Origin of the sequence: Achromobacter sp. (assembly GCF_049647645.1) — a bacterium.
In the GTDB taxonomy this organism is placed as follows: domain Bacteria; phylum Pseudomonadota; class Gammaproteobacteria; order Burkholderiales; family Burkholderiaceae_B; genus Achromobacter.
In genome coordinates this window covers 19,277-38,947 of the sequence record NZ_JBARYB010000011.1, presented here as the reverse complement: position 1 = coordinate 38,947, position 19,671 = coordinate 19,277, and the positions used below count along the sequence as shown (strand labels likewise).

The following is a 19,671-nucleotide window of genomic DNA, read 5'->3' as shown; positions in this document are numbered from 1 at the left end:
ATGACCGGACCGCAACCGGGCGAGTATATCAACGCTCAATGAGCAGCAAGATGGCCCGCAATTGCGCGAGTTGGGCGGTACTTCAATGCCGCTGCACGTCGGCCCATGCGCTCGCGGCAGCCTTTGACATAAATACGTACGAACGTATATATTTAACGAAAACCTGAATTCAACAGCAGGTCGATAGGAAAACGCTGGCAAGAGACGGGAACGAGGCGGCCTAAGCCCTCCCCCCCGGCTTTCAACCCGGCGGTTCTGTGCGACCCGCCCCAAAAATCACCAACTTGGCGTGGCGCCCGCTACGCAGCGCCAGAAGGACCTGTCATGCTCAATTCCACGTTGCCCTCCTCACGAGAGGCTCCCCGTCCCGCGGTAAAAAGCCAGTGGCTCGCCGTTTCCATGCTCGCCTTCGGGGTGTTTGTCGTCGGGACCGGCGAGTTCGTTCTGGCGGGTCTGTTACCGCTGCTCAGTCGCTCGCTAGAAATTTCCCCTTCCATCGCAGGCCAGGTCATCACGACATTCGCGCTGACCTGCGCGATCGCAGGTCCGATCCTGACGACCGCAACGGTGCGATGGAAGCGCAGGACAGTCCTGCTTGCCGCATCGGCCGTATATCTCCTGGGCAGCGCCTGGACCGCGCTCGCACCCTCTTACCTGCAAGTCCTGCTGGGCCAAGTGGTGGCCGCACTGGGCGTAGGCATGTTCGTTCCGACAGCCACCGTGACCGCCGCCGCCATGGTCTCGCCGGAACATCGTGGCAAGGCCATCGCACTAGTGGTCAGCGGCTTTACCGCAGCGACTGCGCTGGGCGCGCCATTGGGTACCGCGTTCGGCGGCGTGTTCGGCTGGCGCTCGACCATGTGGCTGGCAACGGGTCTGGCCGCGATCGGCGTCATCGGAATCTTCCGCTTTATCCCTGGGACGCTGACCGTTGCCGCCGCCAATGGCTTGCGTCAACAGTTCCGCCTCCTGCTGGAACCCCAGATTCTTGCTGTGCTCGGCGTAACGCTCTTGACGTTCACGGCGATCTATATGCCGTACACCTACATCGGAGTCATCTTTGAATCGGCCACCCAGGCGAACAGCTTCTACCTGGCCGGGCTCATGACGACCCTAGGCATCGTAGGGACCATTGGAAACCTGGGCGCCGGAATGCTTGCGGACCGCATTGGCGGGCCGAAAGTTGTGACCCTTGCCCTGCTTTGGTTGATTGCCGCCATGCTGGTCTTGCCGCTGGCGACGCAAAGCCTGCCTGCTGCGTTCGCGATGATTGCGCTCTATGGAACTGCAGCCTTTGCCATCACGACACCGCAGCAGCACCGCCTGATCTCGCTCAAACCTGATGCCGCAGCCGTCCTGATCTCACTCAACCAGGCCATTCTTTATCTCGCCATAGCACTGTCCGGATCGATCGGCGGGCTTGGGATCGAATGGGTCGGTGCGGTCAATCTGGGCTTCATTGCCGCGGCCCTGGCGGCTGCGGCGTTGCTGCTATCGGTGTTGACGAGATCAAAGCCCCATAAACCTTCTTGACGCAGATGTTGTTCCGCTCCGGCCCTCGCGTATGGCAGGGCTGGAGCCAGGCAAGCATGCAGCGCAGACGCTAACGAAGCGCAGCCAGCTGAAGCGCCCGATGATCCGAATAGACTGCGGGTTCATCAAGCGCCCTTGCGCACATGACCACTACCGCCCGATCGTTGGAGAAGTCGCTGAGCCACGAGGTGCCCAGTCCTCCCGCCCAGCCCGCCGTGCCTTGCAAGCGGTCGGTGAGGGACCGCCCTGCATCGACGGAGACGCCGTAGCCCCAGCCACGGCCATCGAGAAACCAGCCCGCATCGGCGCGCTGCCCGGCAGTCAGATGATCGGTCAGCATGCGCCTGACCCAAGCCTTGCCGAGCAGCCGCCCTCTGGGCGTTTCGCCCCCGGCATGCAGCATGCGTACAAAGGCCAGGTAGTCGGCCGCCGTTGACACCAAACCGCCTTCGCCGCCCTCAAACGCTGGGGGCTTTGCCCAGGCGCTCTCTTCTTTCGGACCATCTGCAAGCCGGAGGTCGCTGAAATAGGCGGGTGCGAGGCGGGCCAACTGCCCGGGTTTGACGTGAAAGCCGGTGTCCTTCATGTCCAGCGGCTCGAACACCTGCGCGCTCAGGAACTCAGACAATGCCATGCCGGAGAGCCGGGCGATCAGCACGCCCTGCACATTGGACGCGACTGAGTAAAACCACCGGTCGCCGGGATGCGCCATTAGCGGCAAGCCGCCAAGCCGTCGAAGCCACTCATCCGGCCCCATGGCCGACGCGGGCCGGGGGGCATCAAAGCCCACCAGCTGTTGGCGCGCGATTTCCCGCTGGAGCGGCGTGCTGCCGGGAGCGGCGGGCACGATGCCGGTACCGAGCCGGGATGTCAGGATGTCCTCGATGGTGATCTCGCGCTTCGCGGGCACCGTTCGATCCAGCTCGCCGTGCAGATCGACCAGTACGTTGGGCTTGCCGAGCTCGGGCAGCCACTTGGCCACGGGTTCGGTCAGCTCGATACTTAGTCGCTCGATCAACATCATGAGCGCGACCGCAGTAATCGGCTTGGTCATGGACGAGATACGGAAAATGGCATCAGGCGCCAGCGCAGCCGAACGCCCCATATCGACCTGCCCGGACGCGGTAAAGCGGCTGGGTGATTTTCCGCTGAAGCGCGCCACGACGGCGCCGGGATAAAGCGTGCTCGCGTCAGCCAACGCTGCATTGATGCCGTCCATAATTTCTCCATTGTTGTACTTGTCCATCGGCCAGGATCGCACGACACCCGCTTCAAGAGCGGGCCCAGTCCGAGCGCTCCAGCATCAAGCTTGCGACGACGCCAAAGACGATCCCCCAGAACGGCGCGCCGATACCAAACAGCGCGGGGCTGCCCAGCGTTACCAGAAAGGCGACCAATGCCCCCAGCGAGAATTTCTGGCTGAAGGATGTTTGGAAAGCCCCCTGCAGGATCCGCAAAAGCGCAAGACCGGCAAGCGATGCAAGAAACGTCGTGGGCGTGGCCAGCAGCGCCTGCGTCACGACCGGTGAAAACGCCCCGAACAGGATCGCGAAAATGCCCAGGAAGATGCCGGCGAGCCAGTGGCGGCTTCTGCACTCGCCGGATGCGAGGATGGCGCTCGAAGGGCCGGTCAGGCAGGTCGACACGCAACCGAAAAGCGCGGTGATGGCCGAGAAAATGCCGCAGGCATTGGTAATCGCATTGACGGGAGGATGATGGCCCGCATTTCTCAGCAGGGACACTCCCTGCGGGGTGTAGACCGCCACCACGGTGACCGCAAGCGGCACGACCAATTCAAGCGTCGCAGGCCAGGAGAAGACAGGTACATAGAGATTGGGCTGCACCAACGCATTGGCGGCCGTCATGCCTTCCATGCTCGGAGCCTTGCCCGCAATCACCAGCGACGCCGTGCCAACGATCAACACGCCGACCATGGGCGGGAGCCGTTTCTGAACGGCAGGGAAAGCCGAGAGCACGAAGAAAGTCACGGTCATGGCCGCAGCCAGCCACGGGTCCGAAGCAAACGATCGTATCCAGTCCAGACCAAAGTTCAGGAACACGCCGGCGACCATGCCCATGATGATCGGTAATGGCAAACGATCCATGACAAGCTTGACCCATCCGGTCAGCCCCAGGGCAAGGATCAGGACGGCCGTGATGAGGTAGGCGCCGATGACCTCGGCGAAGCTAAGGTGCTGCAGCGCGCTGGCGACCAGCACGGTGCCAGGAATCGTCCAGAAAAACGCCAGGGGCTGCCGGTAGATCACGGACATGGCAACTGTCAGGATACCGTTGATGGAGAAAGCCGCGAAAATCCACGACGCGATGTCGGATTGGCTGAGCCCGCCTTTCGCCCCCGCGCTCATGATGATCGTCACCGGCGCCGATGCGGCAAACAGGAACGCAACAAAGGCGTTTGTCAGTTCGGCGACCGGGAGCTGAAGGAAAGGCGATCGGGCGGTTCGGGAACGGTTGGAGTGAGCCATTTCAGATGGATGTCCTTGCCACTGGCGGAGATGCTTTTTACCGAGTCCCGCACGGCTCCGTCTTGAACGAAATTGCAGGCGCCAGGCGATAACCAAGGGCTTTGCCGTCCTGCTGCTTGCCGCAAGAGCGTCAAAAAATAGTTGTTTACCATTCAGTAAAATACTACCTATAATCCGACGCGTGAACAACGGCGAAGGACAGCGAGCATGAGCGGACGGCCCAAAGAGTACGACGACACTGCCGTCATAGACGCCGCCATGGACGTTTTCTGGACCAATGGATACGAAGCCAGCTCAACGCAGGAGTTGTGCGAGCGCACAGGCTTGGGACGCGGCAGCCTCTACCATGCCTTTGGCAGCAAACAGAACCTCTATGAACAAGCCTTGCGCCGCTATCAGGAACTGGAACTCCAGGCGCAAACGGAGATCCTCAACGGCCCTGGCAGCGCCAAGGATAGATTGCGGGCGCTGCTGCAATGGGGCGTGGACGGAGACCTGGATCCGACCCGGCGCCGTAGCTGCATGGCGCTTTTTTCGGTCATGGAGCGCAGCAGCAAAGACCCGGTCATCGACCGGATCAACCGAAGCTATGTCAATAAGCTGGAAGCGACAATCTGCCACGTTATCGCCGTCGGGCAACGCAATGGCGAACTGTCAGGTGACCGGCTCGCGTTGGAAGTGGCGCGCGCGTTCCTCGCCAGCTACTACGGGCTGCGCATCCTGGGGCAATCCATGCCGGATCGGGCCTTTCTTCAAGACGTGCTGGAAGGCACCTTGGCAAGCCTATGAGCAACAGAGCAATTGCCCCCTTGAATCACCACAGACCTCAGGCTCCGGCCTATTTTTTTGTCCAATTGTTTATCGATCATTACACTATTAACCCCAAAGAGCCCGTATGAACCACCCTTCCAGCATTGAATTCCGGCGCATAGCAACCAAAACGGGAGCAGTCGTGATTCCCGCCTCGTTGGAGTCAGACGTTGCGCAGTTTCACTATGCACCCGCGCGTCGCGCAGGCGACTTTGTGTACCTGTCCGGCATTGTGGCTTGCAATAGAACATCCGAGCCGATGAGCGCAACTGCGTTTTGCGATGAACTGCGTGACGTGTTCAGACAGATCGAGCGTCTGCTTCTGGCTTGCGACGCGCAGCTGGAAGATGTGATCGAGCTGCAGATGTTCCATGTATTCGGCAGCGACCGCCTGGAACTGGACAAGGCTGGCCAGTTGGCCGCCATCGGACGGGTCCGCGATGAGTTCTTCTTCGCTCCGTATCCTGCCGCGGTAGAACTGGAAGTTGCTGATTTGAACCCCGATGGCGGGCTGGTAGAGATCAAGGCGGTGGCCTTTGCACCGCTCAACCGCACAGATGACGCCGAGTCCCCTACCCCATGACAGCGCACGCGCGCGGGATCGTGCTCCCATCGTCCCGCTGCTGAACCCAACGAACCGTCGACTACCCCAAAAATAGCCACCGGCCCCTGGCCGGTCCTTTTTGGGGAAATTCTGTACTGACCAATAAACTTTAGGAGTTTCCCCATGCCACTAGCGGTCTACATCCTGGGATTGACGATCTTCTCGCTGACCACGTCCGAGTTCATGGTGGCGGGCATGATGGCGTCGCTGACCTTGGCGTTCGGCGTTTCGGTGACGCAGATTGGCTACCTCATATCGCTGTATGCCATCGGCATGGTCATAGGTGGCCCCTTGCTCACGGTAGGCCTGATCAAGCTGCGCGTCCCCAACAAGAAGGCCCTGCTCTGGCTGCTGGGTTTTTACGCAATCGCGCAGTCGGTCGCCGCATCCGCGACCAGCTACGAAGTCATGGCGTTTGCCCGGGTCGCCACGGGAGTGGCAGGCTCCGCGTGCTTTGGAGTGTCGCTGGCGATCTGCGCCGAGATTGTGGCCATGCAATCGCGCGGCCGGGCGGCGTCCATCGTGATCGGAGGCCTGATGCTGGCAACGGTGCTGGGAGTCCCCATCGCCACGGTCATCGATCAGCATCTGGGCTGGCGCGCCAGCTTTTGGCTGGTGGTTGCGCTTGCCGTGCTGTGCGCAGGAATCATCACAATCCTGGTGCCGCGCTCCAAAGTGTCTGCAACGGCCAGCCTCGCCGCGGAACTGGCAGAGTTCAAGAACCGGCACCTGTGGGCGGCTTTCGCCACCAGCGGATTGATTATCGGCGCGACGTTTGCGGCTTTCAGCTATTTCGCTCCGATCCTGACCGAAGTAACGGGCTTCTCCGCATCCTCAATTCCCTGGCTGCTGGGCGTCTACGGCGCGGCCAACGTGCTGGGAAATATGGTCGTCGGGCGCTATGCAGACAAACACGCCATGCCCATCATGGCTGGCGGCTTGATCGTGCTGGGCGCAACCTTGGCGCTGTTCGCGGTGTTTGCTGATAACCAGATTCTCAGCCTGAGCGCGCTGATCGTGATCGGCCTGGTTGGCGTACCCATGAATCCCGCGATGATTGCGCGTGTCATGCAGACTGCGCATCCGGGTGCGTTGGTCAATACCGTCCATACCTCAGTGATCAATATCGGGTTGGGGGCTGGTGCGTGGATCGGCGGCCTAGGCATCGCGGCGGGTTACGGCGTGCGTTCGCCGCTGTGGGTTGGGGCCGCGTTGGCTATGCTGGGATTGCTCAGCTTGTTGCCTTATCTCGGGCGGAAGACGCGCGAGGGGCACACGCTGGTTACAGGCCGGTAGCGCTTCTTGAACGCGACCGGTGCGGCAAGGCGGCGCACGCGGGCCAGAGGTGCGTATCTGCTCACCGGATTCCCCGGTGCCGCTTTCCGCCCCAGACCATCAACCGGCGGGATACGGCGGCCGGAGCCTCTCAAGCTTGGCTTCCGCGGCATTCTGCGTGACGACGGGCATCAGGTTGCTGAATGTCCTGAATCCAGCGACCCCACGATATCGGCCCATGCCGCTGGCGCCGGCCCCGCCGAACGGAATCTGCTCGTGAAAAAGCTGGGACACGACGTCGTTGAGGGTGAGCGACCCGGCCTGGAAGTTCTCCCGCAGCCAGCGTATTTCCTCCGGGTCATCGCCAAAATAGTAGGATGCGAGAGGACGCGGCAGCAACCGGGCATATCGGGCCGCCTCCTCGAAGGAATCGCAGCCGATGACGGGCAGAATGGGGCCGAAGATTTCTTCGCGCATGACCGCCATCGAGGCGCTCGTCTCCAATAGCAGCGTCAACGGGAACTGGCGGCCTCCCGCCGGGCGCGCTTGCGCGCTGTGCAGCGTCCTCGCGCTCGCGCCTTTCGCCACCGCATCGTCCACCAGAGTCTGCAAGCGGGCGTAGTGCCTGTCGCTGATTATGGCGGAGTAGTCGTCATTGCCGGCAATCGAGGGATATAGCTGTTGCGCGTGCGCCAGTATCCCTTCGGCCAGGCGCTCCGCCACCGGCCGCGGCGCCAGCACATAGTCCGGCGTTACGCATACCTGCCCCGCAAACAGCAATTTCCCGTGCGCCAGACGCGCGGCAGTCACGTCGATGTCCGCGCTCCTGCCGACGAAGACCGGGCACTTTCCTCCCAGCTCCAAGGTGACCGGCACCAGGTTCCTCGCCGCTTCCATCATGACTTTCCTGCCGGTTTCAGTCGACCCCGTGAAAAGCAGATGGTCGAACTGCAAACGGCTGAAGGCCGCCGCGACGTCGGCCCCGCCCTGTACAGCCAGGACTTCAGCGGCGTCGAACTCGCTGCCCAGTTCCCTGGCGAGCAGACTGGAGGTCGCGGGAGTCAATTCCGGCAGTTTGATCATTGCGCGGTTGCCCGCTGCCAATATCCCCACCAGGGCAAGATAGCTGATGAGGACCGGTCCATTCCAAGGGGTCATGGCTCCCACCACCCCAAGCGGTGCGAAGCTGAGCTGCACGTCGACATCCGGATCGCCGACGTCCAGTGGCTGCGCTTTCATCCAATCGCCGAGTTGGCTCGACGTATGACGGATGATCTCCAATCCCCCCAGGACGTCCGCCGAATGGCTCAGAAAACGGCTGCGCCCGCCAAAATCGGCCGCCTCCGCTTCCACGATTTCCTTCCGGTTCCGATCCAGCACGTTGGCCAGCCGCCTAAGACGGTCGAGCCGGACATCGAGAGCCGGATAGCCCGCGCTCATGAACGACTTCTTCTGCCTGCCCAACGCCTCGGACAGTTCGTGTTCCATGCTTGTGGTCATGGTCTAGGCCTTTGATCAGAGGAGTCCGGACGGCGACGACGCGTCGTTCCCCAGCCAGCCCGCCAAGGCGTCCACGTAGGGCGGAGCGTCCATATAGCTGGCTTTCTGGTCGGTGACGACCTGCACCAACGCGGGCTTTCCGGCGGAGAAGGCGCGCTGGACGGCCGGAACGATCTCCCGCGCTTCCTGGACGTACTCGCCATGCCCTCCCATGGCGCGCGCGATCTGATCGTATCTGACAGGGCTGAACGTGGCCTCGATGGCATGGCCGACATGCTGCATATGCGACGACATTTCCGCGCCCAGCGCGCGATCGTCGTTGACGATGACCACCACGGGAAGCTGGTGTCGAACCAGCGTTTCGAACTCCGCCAGATGAAAGCCCAGCGCTCCGTCGCCTGTCAGCAGGCAGACGCGCCGCGAGCCGGCGGCAAGCTGTGCGCCGACCGCATAACCCAGGCCGGAGCCGAGGTGCGAAAAAGTGGAAGTGTAGAGAAATTCGCCGCTGCGCTGCTCGAAGAACGCCATCTTGTGCAGGATGGTAAGGCCGCCGTCCAACACGATGACCGCGTCGTCGGGAACAGCCTTGCGAGCCTCCAGCATGAGCCGGGACGGATGGATCTGCTCGGATTCGGGAACGGCCGCGGCCAGGCGCTCGCGCTCCGCTTCGTACCCGGCCCGCAAGCGCGATAGTTCTGCCCATGCCGCCGTCGGCCTTGCCCGTTCCAGTGCGGCGATAAGCTGCCCCAGAGTCAGCGACAAGTCTCCCACCACCGTATGATCTGCGCAGCGGTTCACGCCCACCATGCCGGGATCGGTCTCCAGCACCAAAACCTTGCGGTCCGCCCCCGCACCTGCGGCGAATGGCCCGTGACGCCCGTAGCCGTCCATTTCAGGGAAATTGGTTCCAATCCCGATCAAGAGGTCGGACTTCTCTATCGCCTCTCTGCCCGCCTGGCTGAACTGGAACAAGTACCTGTCATCGCTCTCGGGAACCGCGCCGGAGCCTCCCAGCGAAGTCAGCACCGGCGCCGCGACCAGATCGGCCAGTTTGCGGAATTTGGCATGCAAGCGGTTCCTGACAACCGCGGGTCCGGCCATCAGGATGGGTTTGCGAGCGCTCCGTATCAAGTCGCAAGCCTTATCCAAGCTGGCGGCGTCGGCGGCGCGAGGCTGTGCGCGATAACGCGCCGGACTTTCCAGGGACGGAAAATCCCATTCCATATCCTGGATGGAATAGTCGAATTCCAGATACACGGGCCCCGGAGTGCCAGCCCACGCCTGCCGGAATGCTTCCCTGACGATGTCGTCCAGATGGCCGGGCGTGTCGATGGATGCCACGAATTTGCACGGCACGCGGAACATTTCGAGCATCGGCGCGTACAGCCACCTGTTGCGGCGCACGGCAAGATTGGTTGCGGATTGCCTGCGTGAACCGATCAGCAGGAGAGGAATGTTCTCCTGCGCCGCACAGACAGCGGACGAGAGCATGTTGGAAACGCCCGGCCCCATGGCGCCCATGGCCACCTGCATGCGACCTGTCATGCAGTAATAGCCCGAAGCCATGAAGGCCGCCACCTGCTCATGGCGCGGGCCAACGAGCCGGATACCCTTCTGTTGCGCGCATTTCTGGATCTCCACCAGACTCAGATCCCCCTGGGAAAAAATCATCTCGACTTTTTCCTCGAGTAGAAGGTCGACCAGCCGATCGCCAAATGTCATCCTCACCCTGCTCTCCTGTTTCGGTATCAGTCCGCGCTTTCGCCGCTGCGGGATGTTGCACCAATAAAACGCCGCCAAGGATTTCTTCTTCAGCTGATCCAGGGCAAGGGCAAGGGTTTCCCGTCGGGATGGAACACCTCCACCGGCGAGGCCGCGAGTATGCCTCTGATCACCAGCGTGTCCTGGCCATCGTTGAATATCTGGTGAACCACACAGCCAGGAATGGCGACGCTCATCCCCGCCGAGAAGCGCAGCGTGCCCTCGTCCGACTCGACCCGGCCCCTGCCCTGTTCGCACACGATCACTTCCGAGCATTCATGCCAGTGATCCGGCGTCGCCATGCCCACGGCTATCTTCTGATGCCAGACCGAGAGGCCGGTCAAGCCGTCTCGATGCGACGCAATCGTCCGATGGACGATGCCTTGCATCGATGTTTCGACTTCGTCGATGTTCTGTATCAATTTCATGTCGGTTTCCTCCCTGGTTCGCGGCCGCACGCCGGCATCAAACCGACTCATGCGCCCATCGGAACAAGGTAGCAAAGCGAGGATGGAACAGAGTTGGAGAAAGTGCATGATCTCGCGGACTTTCGTGCACTCGTTGCCGCGACTGGACACGCGTTGCCGAATTTCGCGCTGCCGAACCAATACGCTTGCGGAAGGTCGAATAGCGGCAGCGCATTTACACGCGCTGGACCGCAAAATGTGGAAACGCTAATCTGGCTCGTCCCCTTTCCCGCTGCCGCAACTGACCCGCCGACGCTGCGGTGACACCCGAGCGGCACTTGCTGCCTGCCGCCCCATGGATCGAACAAGATGCAGACCATACTCGACACCGAACTTCTCACGCCGGGCAGGCGCTTCGAAGTGTTCCAACGCGCCGTATGCCGCGTCGCGGAAATCTCGGTGCGCCGGACCGCCACAGACGGTTTCAATGCAAAGATCAAACAGGGAAAGGTCGGGTTCCTCGAATACTCGCTCGTCGACTACGACTCAGTGAGCATCGAGCGCGGTCCGGCAGACATCGCACGCGACCGGCAGACCGATTTTCTGCTTGCCGTGCATCTCGACGGGCGGGTGCACATGAAGCACCTGGACCGCGAGATGCCGCTGCAGCAGGGCGATTTCACGATAGTGGACAGCACCCTGCCATACCGGATAGAAGCCAATAGTGCGGCCAGACGCCTGGTCATGCGTGTTCCGCGGCATGAGTTCATGCTGCGCGGCCTCGGCATCGATGCGATGTGCGGGCGCGTATTCAGCGGCGCGCGCGGCACCAGCGGGCTGGCCTCCCGCCTGCTGCAGGCCCTGGCAGCGGAGACGCCCGAGCAGATCCCGCCGATAGGCCATTCGCTCACCTCCGCGTTGCTCGACCTGGTCTCCGAATCGGAAACCCAGGATGGATCCGCGGTCCCGTTGGGCCGCTCGCACGACCACCTGATCAGGCGCATCAGGACGATGGCCCTCGCCCATCTCTCCGATCCAGATCTATCGGCGAGCCGCATCGCCGAGTTGGTGGGCATCTCCGTCCGCTACCTGCATCGCGTATTCGCCGCCACGGGGACGACGCTGCACAAATGGATAGAAGACGAACGCCTGGAACGCGCCCGGTGCCAGTTGCTGAACCTGAACCAGCGTCACCGCTCGATCCAGGAGATCGCGTTCAGCTGCGGCTTCAAGGACGCCAGCTACTTCGGCCGCCGCTTCCTGCGTAAATACGGCGCGACGCCCAGTCAACTGCGCCGCCGGCAGCCATGACGTGCCTGCCACGAATGACTTGCTGGTCCCGGTGCCGCCGGACTGGCACTTCGCGGCCCGGCCCATACACAGCGTCTATCCGCACAGCAGGCACTTGTCAGCCTGGACACGCCGGAGGGCGGCTGACCCGCGCCCTTGCCATCCGCCGCAACCGCAGTCACACTTTTTTATTTGACACCTAAATATTTGACGTAAGAAACTTGCGCCATCGATGCCTACAGGAACGGAGAAGCCCGTGAGCAAAATGGCCCATGCAATCTGTGCGAGGAGAATCGCGGGAGCAACCATTCTGGCCGCATCGGTTGCCGGCTGCGCAGGCACCCCGCCCACGCCTGCGGTGACCGCCGACTCGGTCTTCATCAATGGCAAGGTAGTCACGGTCGATGCGCGCTCTTCCGTGGTCCAGGCCCTTGCCGTCAAAGACGGCAAGTTTATCGCCGTGGGCACGACGGGCAGCGTCATGGCCCACGCGGGCCCCGCCACCCGTATCATCGACCTCAAAGGACGCACGGTGATTCCCGGCCTGGCCGACTCGCATCTGCATGCGGTCGGAGGGGGCCCGGGAATCGACCTGTCTGCAACGCGGTCCTTGGCGCAGTTGCTCGGCAAGGTCTCCGAAGCCGCCAAGGCCGCGACGCCGGGCGAGGTGCTGGTCTCCAACAGCGACTGGCACGAAGCCCAACTCAAGGAACAGCGGCTGCCCACCGCCGACGAACTGGAAACCGCGGCCCCCGGCGTTCCCGTCATTCTCGTGCGCGGGGGCCACAGCTATTTCCTCAACAACACCGCCCTGGCCAAATATGGCATCACGACGGCAACGCCGGTGCCGCCGGGGGGATCGATCCCCCGCGCCGCATCCGGCCGCCTGACCGGCGAACTCACCGGCAACGCCAAGCGGCTGGCCGCGCTGCCGCCGGCGCCACCCATTAGCCTCGCCACTCTGGAAGCACAGCAACGAAAGCTCAATGAGTACGGCCTCACCAGTATCCGCATCCCCGGCACGACTGTCGCTGCCTACCGACAGTTCCAGCAGTTGCGCGACAGCGGCAAGGCGACAGTGCGCTACAGCATCCTGTTTCGCCCCGCCGGCCTTGCCGACTTCCGCTCCAGCATTGTCGATGCGGGCATCAAGCAGGGCGAAGGCGACGAATGGGTCAAGGTATGGGGCATCAAGATCAGCGTGGACGGCGGATTCGAGGGCGGACGCATGACGCGCCCCTATGAAGGCGCCATGGGCAAAGGCGGCACCTACTACGGTCTGCAGACCATTCCGCAGACGGTCTTCGACGAGTATGTCGCTGAGATCAACAGCGCCGGCTGGCGTGCCGCCGTCCATGCGGTGGGCGATGCCGGCGTCGACCAGACGCTCCAGGGGTTCGAGAAAGCCAACGCGGAACATGATCTCACCCACGCCGGCTGGACCATCGAACATGCGTTCATCACGCGCCCGGACCAGTACCCGCGTATCCGCGCCATGAATCTGCGCTTGTCCGTTCAGGATCACCTCTATCTTGCCGCGCCCGTGCTCAAGCGCTACTGGGGCGCCGAACGCGCTGCGCGGGTGACACCGCTCAAGACCTACCTGGAGCAAGGTTTCATACTGGCGGGCGGCACCGATTCCCCGGTCATTCCGGTCAACCCGTTTTGGGCCATGTACCATTTCCTGACGCGCGACACGATCTCGGACGGCGTCTATGGCGCCGACGAGGCGGTATCGTCACGCGACGCCGTGCTCAGGCTGATGACGGTCAACAGCGCCACGTTGACCGACGAAGCAGCCATCAAGGGATCCATCGAGGCAGGCAAGCTGGCCGATTTCGTGGTGCTTTCCGCCGACTACCTGAACATCCCGGCCGCCGAAGTGAAAGACCTGACGGCGCTGGCGACCTATGTGGGCGGCCAGGAGGTTTATCGGGCGGCTGCCTTCTGAATGCGGGCTGCATTCGGCAACCCCGCAAGACAGCTCAGGCTGACCGGGAATCCTGTTGGTGTCAGACTACATTTCCCCGGCACGCTCCCGACCAAAAAAGAAAAAGGCGCCGCAGCGCCTTTCTCATTCATCGCAAGACAACTGCAGGATCACTCCCACTCCATCATCAACAGGCCACCCAAACCCGCGTGGTTAAAGGACTTGGCTGTGATCAACATGGGTCTATACCGTCGCTTTTACCGTCAGAAGCGCAGATCTTTTGCTGGCGCGGGAGATGGAGCGACTTGCGGGGAAGCGACTTTTTCGACCTCATAGTCAATCGTCGCAAATCATACCGAACACGTGATCTAACTGCAGCCCTTCCGTGGCGATGCTATCAACTTGAGCTTGCCGTCTTGGCGCACCTGCGATGCGGCGTTGATCCCGTAGGTGCCCGCTTCAACGCAAGACACGAGCCGATAGGGGCAATCGCGACTCGCTCCCCCTCCCCCAATCTGCTTGGCGGGCGCCCTGACCAGAACGACATCTTCACCCCCCCCCGAAAATCGACCGTAATGCACCGGGGGCCGCCTCTTCGACTACTTCACGGGCCCGCCGCGCCATCGATGTCTACCCCAGGAAGACATACATAAACTTGGAGCGCTCCGTGGAACTGCCGATCTCATCAACTGACGAGATCCAGTGCATCGAAAGCCGGTCAACTGGCTGGGCAAATTCCTCACCGACCAAGGTAAGCCACAGGTAGTAGATGACCGATACCCGTCAGTGATCATGGCTGGACCACTCGGACGCAGGTAACCATCGAACTCGCGATAATGTCCGAAACTGCGCGAGGCGCGCATACTGGGTAATCGAAGTCGTCACGGCGCGCTCGCCAGCGAGCCATGACCGTATCGGCATCGGGCTGACTGATCGGGGGAGCGCCGTGGGACTGTATGAGAGGTGGTGCGAGTCCACCAAAGAAAAAGACAAGCGCAAGCACTATTGGACCTATGTCGAGAAGGATGGCGGCCGCGACGAGATCAGCGACGACCTCGCCGAAACCATCCGCTCGCACTACGATCGCCTCGAACGCATCGCCGAGGATGTGAAGCGACTCGGATTCGAGGTGGCTAGTGAAATCCTCAGCACCGCAATGCCTCAAACGCCCAAGGGTCGATCCGGCGACCTCGGCGAAATCCTCGCAACCGAACTGGTCGAGGAAGAAATCGGCCTTCGCGTCCCCGTGCGCCGCCTCCGCTACAAGGACGGCCGCAACATGGCCATGCGCGGTGACGACTTCATCGGCGCCGGATACGATGCGGCCGGCGAAAAGCTTTGGCTCCTGAAAGGCGAAGCCAAGAGCAATAAGGCACTCGGCAGGACCACCGTCACGAGCGCCCGCAAGGTACTTAACCGCGACAGCGGCCGTTGCACGCCCGATTCCCTGCTGTTCGTCGCCAACCGGCTGCTGGAGAGCAACACCCCTGCCGACAACGAATTGGGGCGCAGCCTGCGCGACGAGGTCGGCTTGAAGTCGTTGAGCGCCGATCGCATCGACCACATGCTCTTCACCGTTTCCGGCAACGGCCCACACGCCTCGCTGAAAGAGGATCTCGACGCCACTGGGGCCAACCGGGATCATTACGTCGTGAATATCCACGTCGAAGACCACCAAGACTTCATCGCAGCCATGTTCTTGGAGGCGGAAGACCTTGGAGACGACTGACGAGTTGACCGCCTTCCTGGCGACCGCCACCGCTGACGGCATCCTCGGGCGCCTCCTCTATCGCGGCGCGGCTTGGTCGTTGATGCGCGAAGAGGGCGTGCTACCGCAAAACGCGCCGCCGCTTGGCGCAACCATCGAAACCGATCTTGCCGAGCACGGCTTCGCTGTGCTTCGAGGGGCGATGGCCTTACGCGCTCAGGATGGAGCTTCGGACCTGACGGGCAAGGCCTTCGAGCGAGCCGCCAACGCCTTCGAAGCCCTGGTGCGCAATGGTGACCCTGACGCGCCCGATCGCGGGTTCCGCCGCACCATCGCTGCCGCGGCCTACCATCTGGCCGGCTTTTCGGCCGTTGCCTATTCGCTTTTCAACGAGACGGCGGAAGACCTCAACACCTCGCCGGGCGAGACGGCGATCCGACACCTGATACTGCGCGATCTCGACCAGCTGCGCGGCTTCGTTCGCGAATGGTTGGACGACGAGGCTCACGGCGATGAGCAGATCGCCGAAGCGCTGCGGGGCCAAGACCCTGACGTCGACGAGGCGCTGTCGACCATCCTCAACACAACGATCTGCCGGGCCCTGGCGTTTTTTGACTTCGCGCTGGAGACGGGCGAGGTCGAGCCGATCGAATCCGCGCGGGACATGCTCGACACCGCCGTCAGCCTGGCCGACAACGCTGAGAACGTCCCTCTGTGGTGGATTTCGAACCTTTGCCGCCATCTGATCGACGATCTGTGGCAGCACTCGCTCCATCAGAATCTGCCGACTGAGCCGCCCGAGGGTGCAGAGGAAAAGTACCCCGACCTCCGGCGGCTGTTCATCTCCTCGCTCTACGCCCGCAAGACCTCGGAGGTGGAGCTATGGCCCTCGCAGCGCGAAGCGGCCCAGCGCTCCACGGACGTTTCGGACGACCTGGTCGTTGCCCTGCCGACCAGCGCGGGCAAGACGCGGGTGGCAGAGATCGCCGCATTGATGACCCTGTCCACCGACCGCCGGGTGATGATTGTCACTCCGCTGCGCGCCTTGTCGGCTCAAACCGAACGGTCCTTCAGGAAGACGTTCGCACCCCTCGGGTTCGGCGTCTCCTCGCTTTATGGTGCCAGCGGCCTTTCGGCCGGTGATGAAGATGCCCTGCGCACTCGTGAGATCATCATTGCGACGCCTGAAAAACTCGACTTCGCGTTGAGAAGCGACCCGTCGCTGATCGACGATGTTGGCCTGATCGTCCTCGACGAGGGCCACATGATCGGTCCGAGCGAGCGCGAAATCCGCTACGAGACGCTCGTGCAGCGCTTGCTTCGGCGCACGGACGCGGTCGAACGCCGGATCGTCTGTCTTTCCGCGATCCTGCCGAGCGGAGACGAACTTGACGACCTCACCGCCTGGATTCGTTCCGACGAACCGGGTGAGCCGGTGCGTTCCGACTGGCGTCCCACGCGCCAGCGTTTCGGGGCACTCACCTGGCGCGGCAAAGATGCACTGCTGCGGCTTGACCTCGATGACGATGGTCCCTTCCTTGACAAGTTCGTCGTGGAAAAACCCCCACTCGGGCGGGAGAAGAAGCCTTATCCGCGCAAGAACTCGCACCTAGCTTTGTTCGCGGCGTGGGAGTTCGCAAGCCAGGGCAAGCGCACCTTGATCTTCTCCACCCAGGCGAACTGGGTCGAAAGCTACGGAAAACAGGTCGTGGACCTCTGCAAGCGTGGCTATCTTGACTCGCTGATAGATAACGAGGCGCCGATCGCCCGTGCCCTAGAGGTCGGCAAGGAATGGCTGGGCGAGGATCATCCCGCCGTGGCCAGCTTGAAGGTGGGCGTCGCCATTCACCATGGCCGGCTTCCGAGCCCGTTCCTGCGTGAACTGGAAGTCCTTCTGTCCGAAGGAGTCGTGAAGGTGATCGTCGCATCGCCGACGCTCTCGCAGGGCCTCAACCTCAACGCAGCCGTCCTGCTAGTGCCCGCGCTGTATCGCGCGGGCGAGAAGATAAAAGGCGAAGAGTTTGCGAACGTGGCGGGCCGCGCCGGGCGCGCCTTCGTCGACGTCGAAGGGCTGATCGTCCATGTCATGTTCGATCGGGTCAACTGGCGAAAGAGCGAATGGCGCGGTCTGGTTGCCTCCGCAAAGGCCCGAACTCTGAAGAGCGGCCTCATCCAGATCGTTGCCGAGATCCTTGAGCGCCTGTCACGCGAGGGCGTGCTGGATCGCGACGACGCCTGGGAATATCTCGCCAACGCCCGCGAGGCCTGGAGATCACTCGACGAGGAAGCCGAGGTAGCCGAGCGGCTGGCTGGTGCCGTGGAATACGACGCCGATGCCGATGCCGATGACGAAGACACGGACGACGAGGAAGAATCCATAGACGAGGAGCCGCTGTCTCAACTCGTCGAACGCCTCGACGCGATCGTGTTCGGCCTGATCGAAGCGCTGGACGCCGACCGCGCCGATCTACCCAAGCTTCTGGACGAGGCGCTCAAGGGATCACTCTGGGCCCGCCAGATTGCCCGCGAGGACGACGACGTCGCCCCCTTGCACAAGAAGGTATTCGAAGCGCGCGCTGACCTCATCTGGAAAGCCACCACGGCGGAGGCCCGGCGCGGGCATTTCGCTATGGGCGTCGGGCTCGAAGCAGGCCTCGCCATCGACGCCATGGCCGACGAGTTAGCCGAATTGATCGACCGGGCAGACCAAGCAGCGCTGAGCGGCGACATTGACGCGCTCGTCGACACACTCGGTGGTCTCGGCGAACGCCTGCTGTTCATGCGCCCCTTCATCTCCCACAAGGCGAACGCGCTGCCGACGAATTGGAAAGCCATCCTGCACAGTTGGGTGTCCGGCGAGGAGGTCTCCAGGATCGGATCGCAGAACATGCGAGCGGTCGAGGAAGCCTTCACCTATCGCTTGGTCTGGGCTCTCGAAGCCGTCCGCACCCGCCGCATGTCTCTTGGCTGGTCGCCGGAGACGGTGGCGGGCGGCGCGTCGGCGGCGGTCGAAACCGGCGTCCCGCGATTCATGATGGCGATGCTGATCCGCGCTGGCCTGCCGTCACGGCGCGCGGCCATGGCCGCCATCGAGGACGCCGAGCCAGTCTTCGTCACCCCGGCGGAGATGCGGGCTTGGCTCGAATCCGATGAAATCACGGCTTACACGGACGCCGGCGACTGGCCGACGCCCGACACCTCTGCACTTTGGGCACGCTTCCGAACCGAGGCTCTCAGCGGTGGCATCCAGAAGTGGTCCGTCCAACGCTACAAGCGCCTGCTCGACATCGAGGCCGCTCCGCCCGCTGGCCTGTACCGGATCGTCACCAACGAGGGGGATGGACGGACCTGGCTGGCAACCCCCGACTACCAGCGGGTCGCTGCCTTCAAGAAGCCGGCGGTAGATCCCAAACCCAGCCTTTTCTCGGGCCGCCTGCCCGGCGATACAAGGCTCGTGGAAGCCTTGCGCGTCGGCCGCGGAAAGTTGCGCTGGCCGACCGCTGATGCTTAAAGCGGAACCGTAGACATGCTCTATGCCTGGGTCGGTGACCAGAAGCGCGCACCCTCCGCGAAGGGAGAACGGACGACCTGCCGCGACTGCGGTGGACTGCTCACCGCCGTCATTCCTGTCGAGAACACGCCCCACTGGCGGCACAAGGCAGGCGACTGCGATCCCTGGAGCGAGTCGGAGGGACCCTGGCACCTCGGCTGGAAAGAATTCTTCGACATGTCCTGTCGACAGATCGCTCTGCGCGACCCGGCGACGGGAGAGCTGCACCGCGCCGACGTCTTGGTCGGCAGCGGCAGCCCGCGCGCGACCGTGCTCGAGCTGCAGCACTCCTCAATCAGCGAGGACGAGCGAAGCGCGCGAGAGGCCTTCTATCGGCGCGGGCATCGGATGTTCTGGTTGATCCACATCCACAGCGAAAGCTCGTTTCTGGGGACCTATTTCAGCATGTCGCTCGATTTCAGTTCGCGCGTCACCAACCTCGACGGCAAGGAGTTCACCGTCATGCGCTGGATGGGCCCGAATAAGCAATTCATCGAGAAGTGGAAGCGCGCTACCGCCCACGTCTTCTTCAATGCTGGCCCTTACATCTTCTACCTTGCCAGCCCTGGGGTGGCCGCTCGCCTGGGAGCGCCCCTGCGGCGTGGCGAGTTCGCTCTCTGTGCCCTCAGTCGGGATGACTTTCTGCGGGCCGTCCGCTGGGAGGATGGTGCCCCTTCCTAACGCCTCGTCCGCTTTGAACCGGGACGCACATATCGCTTTGGCTAGGAGGAGAGAGATATCCAAACAACCGCGTTACCCTCGCCTGCTCGCAGCACGACGCCAACTTCGGCATCCTCACCGCGCTATCGTGGTATCG

General features: G+C 62.6%; 14 protein-coding genes. 9 read left to right on the top strand and 5 right to left on the bottom strand.

All coding sequences use genetic code 11. From position 1 onward, the window contains the following. Window positions 1–324: 324 nt before the first annotated feature. Complete coding sequence (locus WBB14_RS01000) at window positions 325–1,533, top strand: MFS transporter (RefSeq protein ID WP_424238168.1); 1,209 nt, start codon at window positions 325–327, stop codon at window positions 1,531–1,533. 70 nt (window positions 1,534–1,603) lie between these two features. Here WBB14_RS01000 and WBB14_RS00995 read toward each other — a convergent pair whose 3' ends face one another. Both WBB14_RS00995 and WBB14_RS00990 read right to left on the bottom strand, forming a co-directional pair. Then, entirely contained in the window at window positions 1,604–2,779 is a 1,176-nt protein-coding gene (locus tag WBB14_RS00995) for a serine hydrolase domain-containing protein (protein ID WP_424238167.1), read from the bottom strand. A gap of 25 nt (window positions 2,780–2,804) precedes the next feature. Next, window positions 2,805–4,019, bottom strand: coding sequence for a benzoate/H(+) symporter BenE family transporter (locus WBB14_RS00990; RefSeq protein WP_424238166.1), 1,215 nt, complete (start codon window positions 4,017–4,019; stop codon window positions 2,805–2,807). 207 nt (window positions 4,020–4,226) lie between these two features. Here WBB14_RS00990 and WBB14_RS00985 point away from each other — a divergent pair, with 207 nt between their 5' ends. The 3 genes from WBB14_RS00985 to WBB14_RS00975 all read left to right on the top strand — a co-directional run bounded on the left by WBB14_RS00985 (window position 4,227) and on the right by WBB14_RS00975 (window position 6,729). Next, window positions 4,227–4,808: a TetR/AcrR family transcriptional regulator gene (locus WBB14_RS00985; RefSeq protein WP_424238165.1), complete on the top strand. Its 582-nt coding sequence runs from the start codon at window positions 4,227–4,229 to the stop codon at window positions 4,806–4,808. 106 nt (window positions 4,809–4,914) lie between these two features. Further along, window positions 4,915–5,412, top strand: a complete 498-nt coding sequence (locus tag WBB14_RS00980; RefSeq protein ID WP_424238164.1) for a Rid family hydrolase — start codon at window positions 4,915–4,917, stop codon at window positions 5,410–5,412. Between the two features lie 144 nt (window positions 5,413–5,556). Continuing rightward, complete coding sequence (locus WBB14_RS00975) at window positions 5,557–6,729, top strand: MFS transporter (protein ID WP_424238163.1); 1,173 nt, start codon at window positions 5,557–5,559, stop codon at window positions 6,727–6,729. A 99-nt stretch (window positions 6,730–6,828) separates the two neighbouring features. On the opposite strand, the gene WBB14_RS00970 is transcribed toward WBB14_RS00975, so the two are convergent. The 3 genes from WBB14_RS00970 to WBB14_RS00960 all read right to left on the bottom strand — a co-directional run bounded on the left by WBB14_RS00970 (window position 6,829) and on the right by WBB14_RS00960 (window position 10,397). After that, window positions 6,829–8,196, bottom strand: coding sequence for an aldehyde dehydrogenase family protein (locus WBB14_RS00970; RefSeq protein ID WP_424238162.1), 1,368 nt, complete (start codon window positions 8,194–8,196; stop codon window positions 6,829–6,831). A gap of 27 nt (window positions 8,197–8,223) precedes the next feature. After that, entirely contained in the window at window positions 8,224–9,930 is a 1,707-nt protein-coding gene (locus WBB14_RS00965; protein ID WP_424238161.1) for a thiamine pyrophosphate-binding protein, read from the bottom strand. Window positions 9,931–10,019: 89 nt separating this feature from the next. After that, a complete protein-coding gene (locus WBB14_RS00960; protein WP_424238160.1) occupies window positions 10,020–10,397 on the bottom strand; it encodes a cupin domain-containing protein in 378 nt (125 codons plus the stop codon). A 348-nt stretch (window positions 10,398–10,745) separates the two neighbouring features. On the opposite strand from WBB14_RS00960, the gene WBB14_RS00955 reads away from it, so the two are divergent. The 5 genes from WBB14_RS00955 (at window position 10,746) to WBB14_RS00935 (ending at window position 19,535) form a co-directional block, all read left to right on the top strand. After that, complete coding sequence (locus WBB14_RS00955; RefSeq protein ID WP_424238159.1) at window positions 10,746–11,687, top strand: helix-turn-helix domain-containing protein; 942 nt, start codon at window positions 10,746–10,748, stop codon at window positions 11,685–11,687. A gap of 244 nt (window positions 11,688–11,931) precedes the next feature. Beyond that, a complete protein-coding gene (locus WBB14_RS00950; RefSeq protein WP_424238221.1) occupies window positions 11,932–13,617 on the top strand; it encodes an amidohydrolase in 1,686 nt (561 codons plus the stop codon). Between the two features lie 925 nt (window positions 13,618–14,542). Then, window positions 14,543–15,325: a HamA C-terminal domain-containing protein gene (locus WBB14_RS00945; RefSeq protein ID WP_021247880.1), complete on the top strand. Its 783-nt coding sequence runs from the start codon at window positions 14,543–14,545 to the stop codon at window positions 15,323–15,325. Then, window positions 15,312–18,815, top strand: a complete 3,504-nt coding sequence (locus WBB14_RS00940) for a DEAD/DEAH box helicase (RefSeq protein WP_424238158.1) — start codon at window positions 15,312–15,314, stop codon at window positions 18,813–18,815. Before WBB14_RS00945 ends, WBB14_RS00940 begins: the two co-directional genes overlap by 14 nt. 15 nt (window positions 18,816–18,830) lie before the next feature. Next, window positions 18,831–19,535, top strand: a complete 705-nt coding sequence (locus tag WBB14_RS00935) for a competence protein CoiA (RefSeq protein ID WP_424238157.1) — start codon at window positions 18,831–18,833, stop codon at window positions 19,533–19,535. The last annotated feature ends 136 nt before the right edge of the window (window positions 19,536–19,671 follow it).

Excerpts from the sequence above, each read along its gene's own strand:
- WBB14_RS01000 (WP_424238168.1), top strand. The coding sequence starts at position 325 with ATGCTCAATTCCACGTTGCCCTCCTCACGAGAGGCTCCCCGTCCCGCG.
- WBB14_RS00995 (WP_424238167.1), bottom strand. The coding sequence starts at position 2,779 with ATGGACAAGTACAACAATGGAGAAATTATGGACGGCATCAATGCAGCG.
- WBB14_RS00990 (WP_424238166.1), bottom strand. The coding sequence starts at position 4,019 with ATGGCTCACTCCAACCGTTCCCGAACCGCCCGATCGCCTTTCCTTCAG.
- WBB14_RS00985 (WP_424238165.1), top strand. The coding sequence starts at position 4,227 with ATGAGCGGACGGCCCAAAGAGTACGACGACACTGCCGTCATAGACGCC.
- WBB14_RS00980 (WP_424238164.1), top strand. The coding sequence starts at position 4,915 with ATGAACCACCCTTCCAGCATTGAATTCCGGCGCATAGCAACCAAAACG.
- WBB14_RS00975 (WP_424238163.1), top strand. The coding sequence starts at position 5,557 with ATGCCACTAGCGGTCTACATCCTGGGATTGACGATCTTCTCGCTGACC.
- WBB14_RS00970 (WP_424238162.1), bottom strand. The coding sequence starts at position 8,196 with ATGGAACACGAACTGTCCGAGGCGTTGGGCAGGCAGAAGAAGTCGTTC.
- WBB14_RS00965 (WP_424238161.1), bottom strand. The coding sequence starts at position 9,930 with ATGACATTTGGCGATCGGCTGGTCGACCTTCTACTCGAGGAAAAAGTC.
- WBB14_RS00960 (WP_424238160.1), bottom strand. The coding sequence starts at position 10,397 with ATGAAATTGATACAGAACATCGACGAAGTCGAAACATCGATGCAAGGC.
- WBB14_RS00955 (WP_424238159.1), top strand. The coding sequence starts at position 10,746 with ATGCAGACCATACTCGACACCGAACTTCTCACGCCGGGCAGGCGCTTC.
- WBB14_RS00950 (WP_424238221.1), top strand. The coding sequence starts at position 11,932 with ATGGCCCATGCAATCTGTGCGAGGAGAATCGCGGGAGCAACCATTCTG.
- WBB14_RS00935 (WP_424238157.1), top strand. The coding sequence starts at position 18,831 with ATGCTCTATGCCTGGGTCGGTGACCAGAAGCGCGCACCCTCCGCGAAG.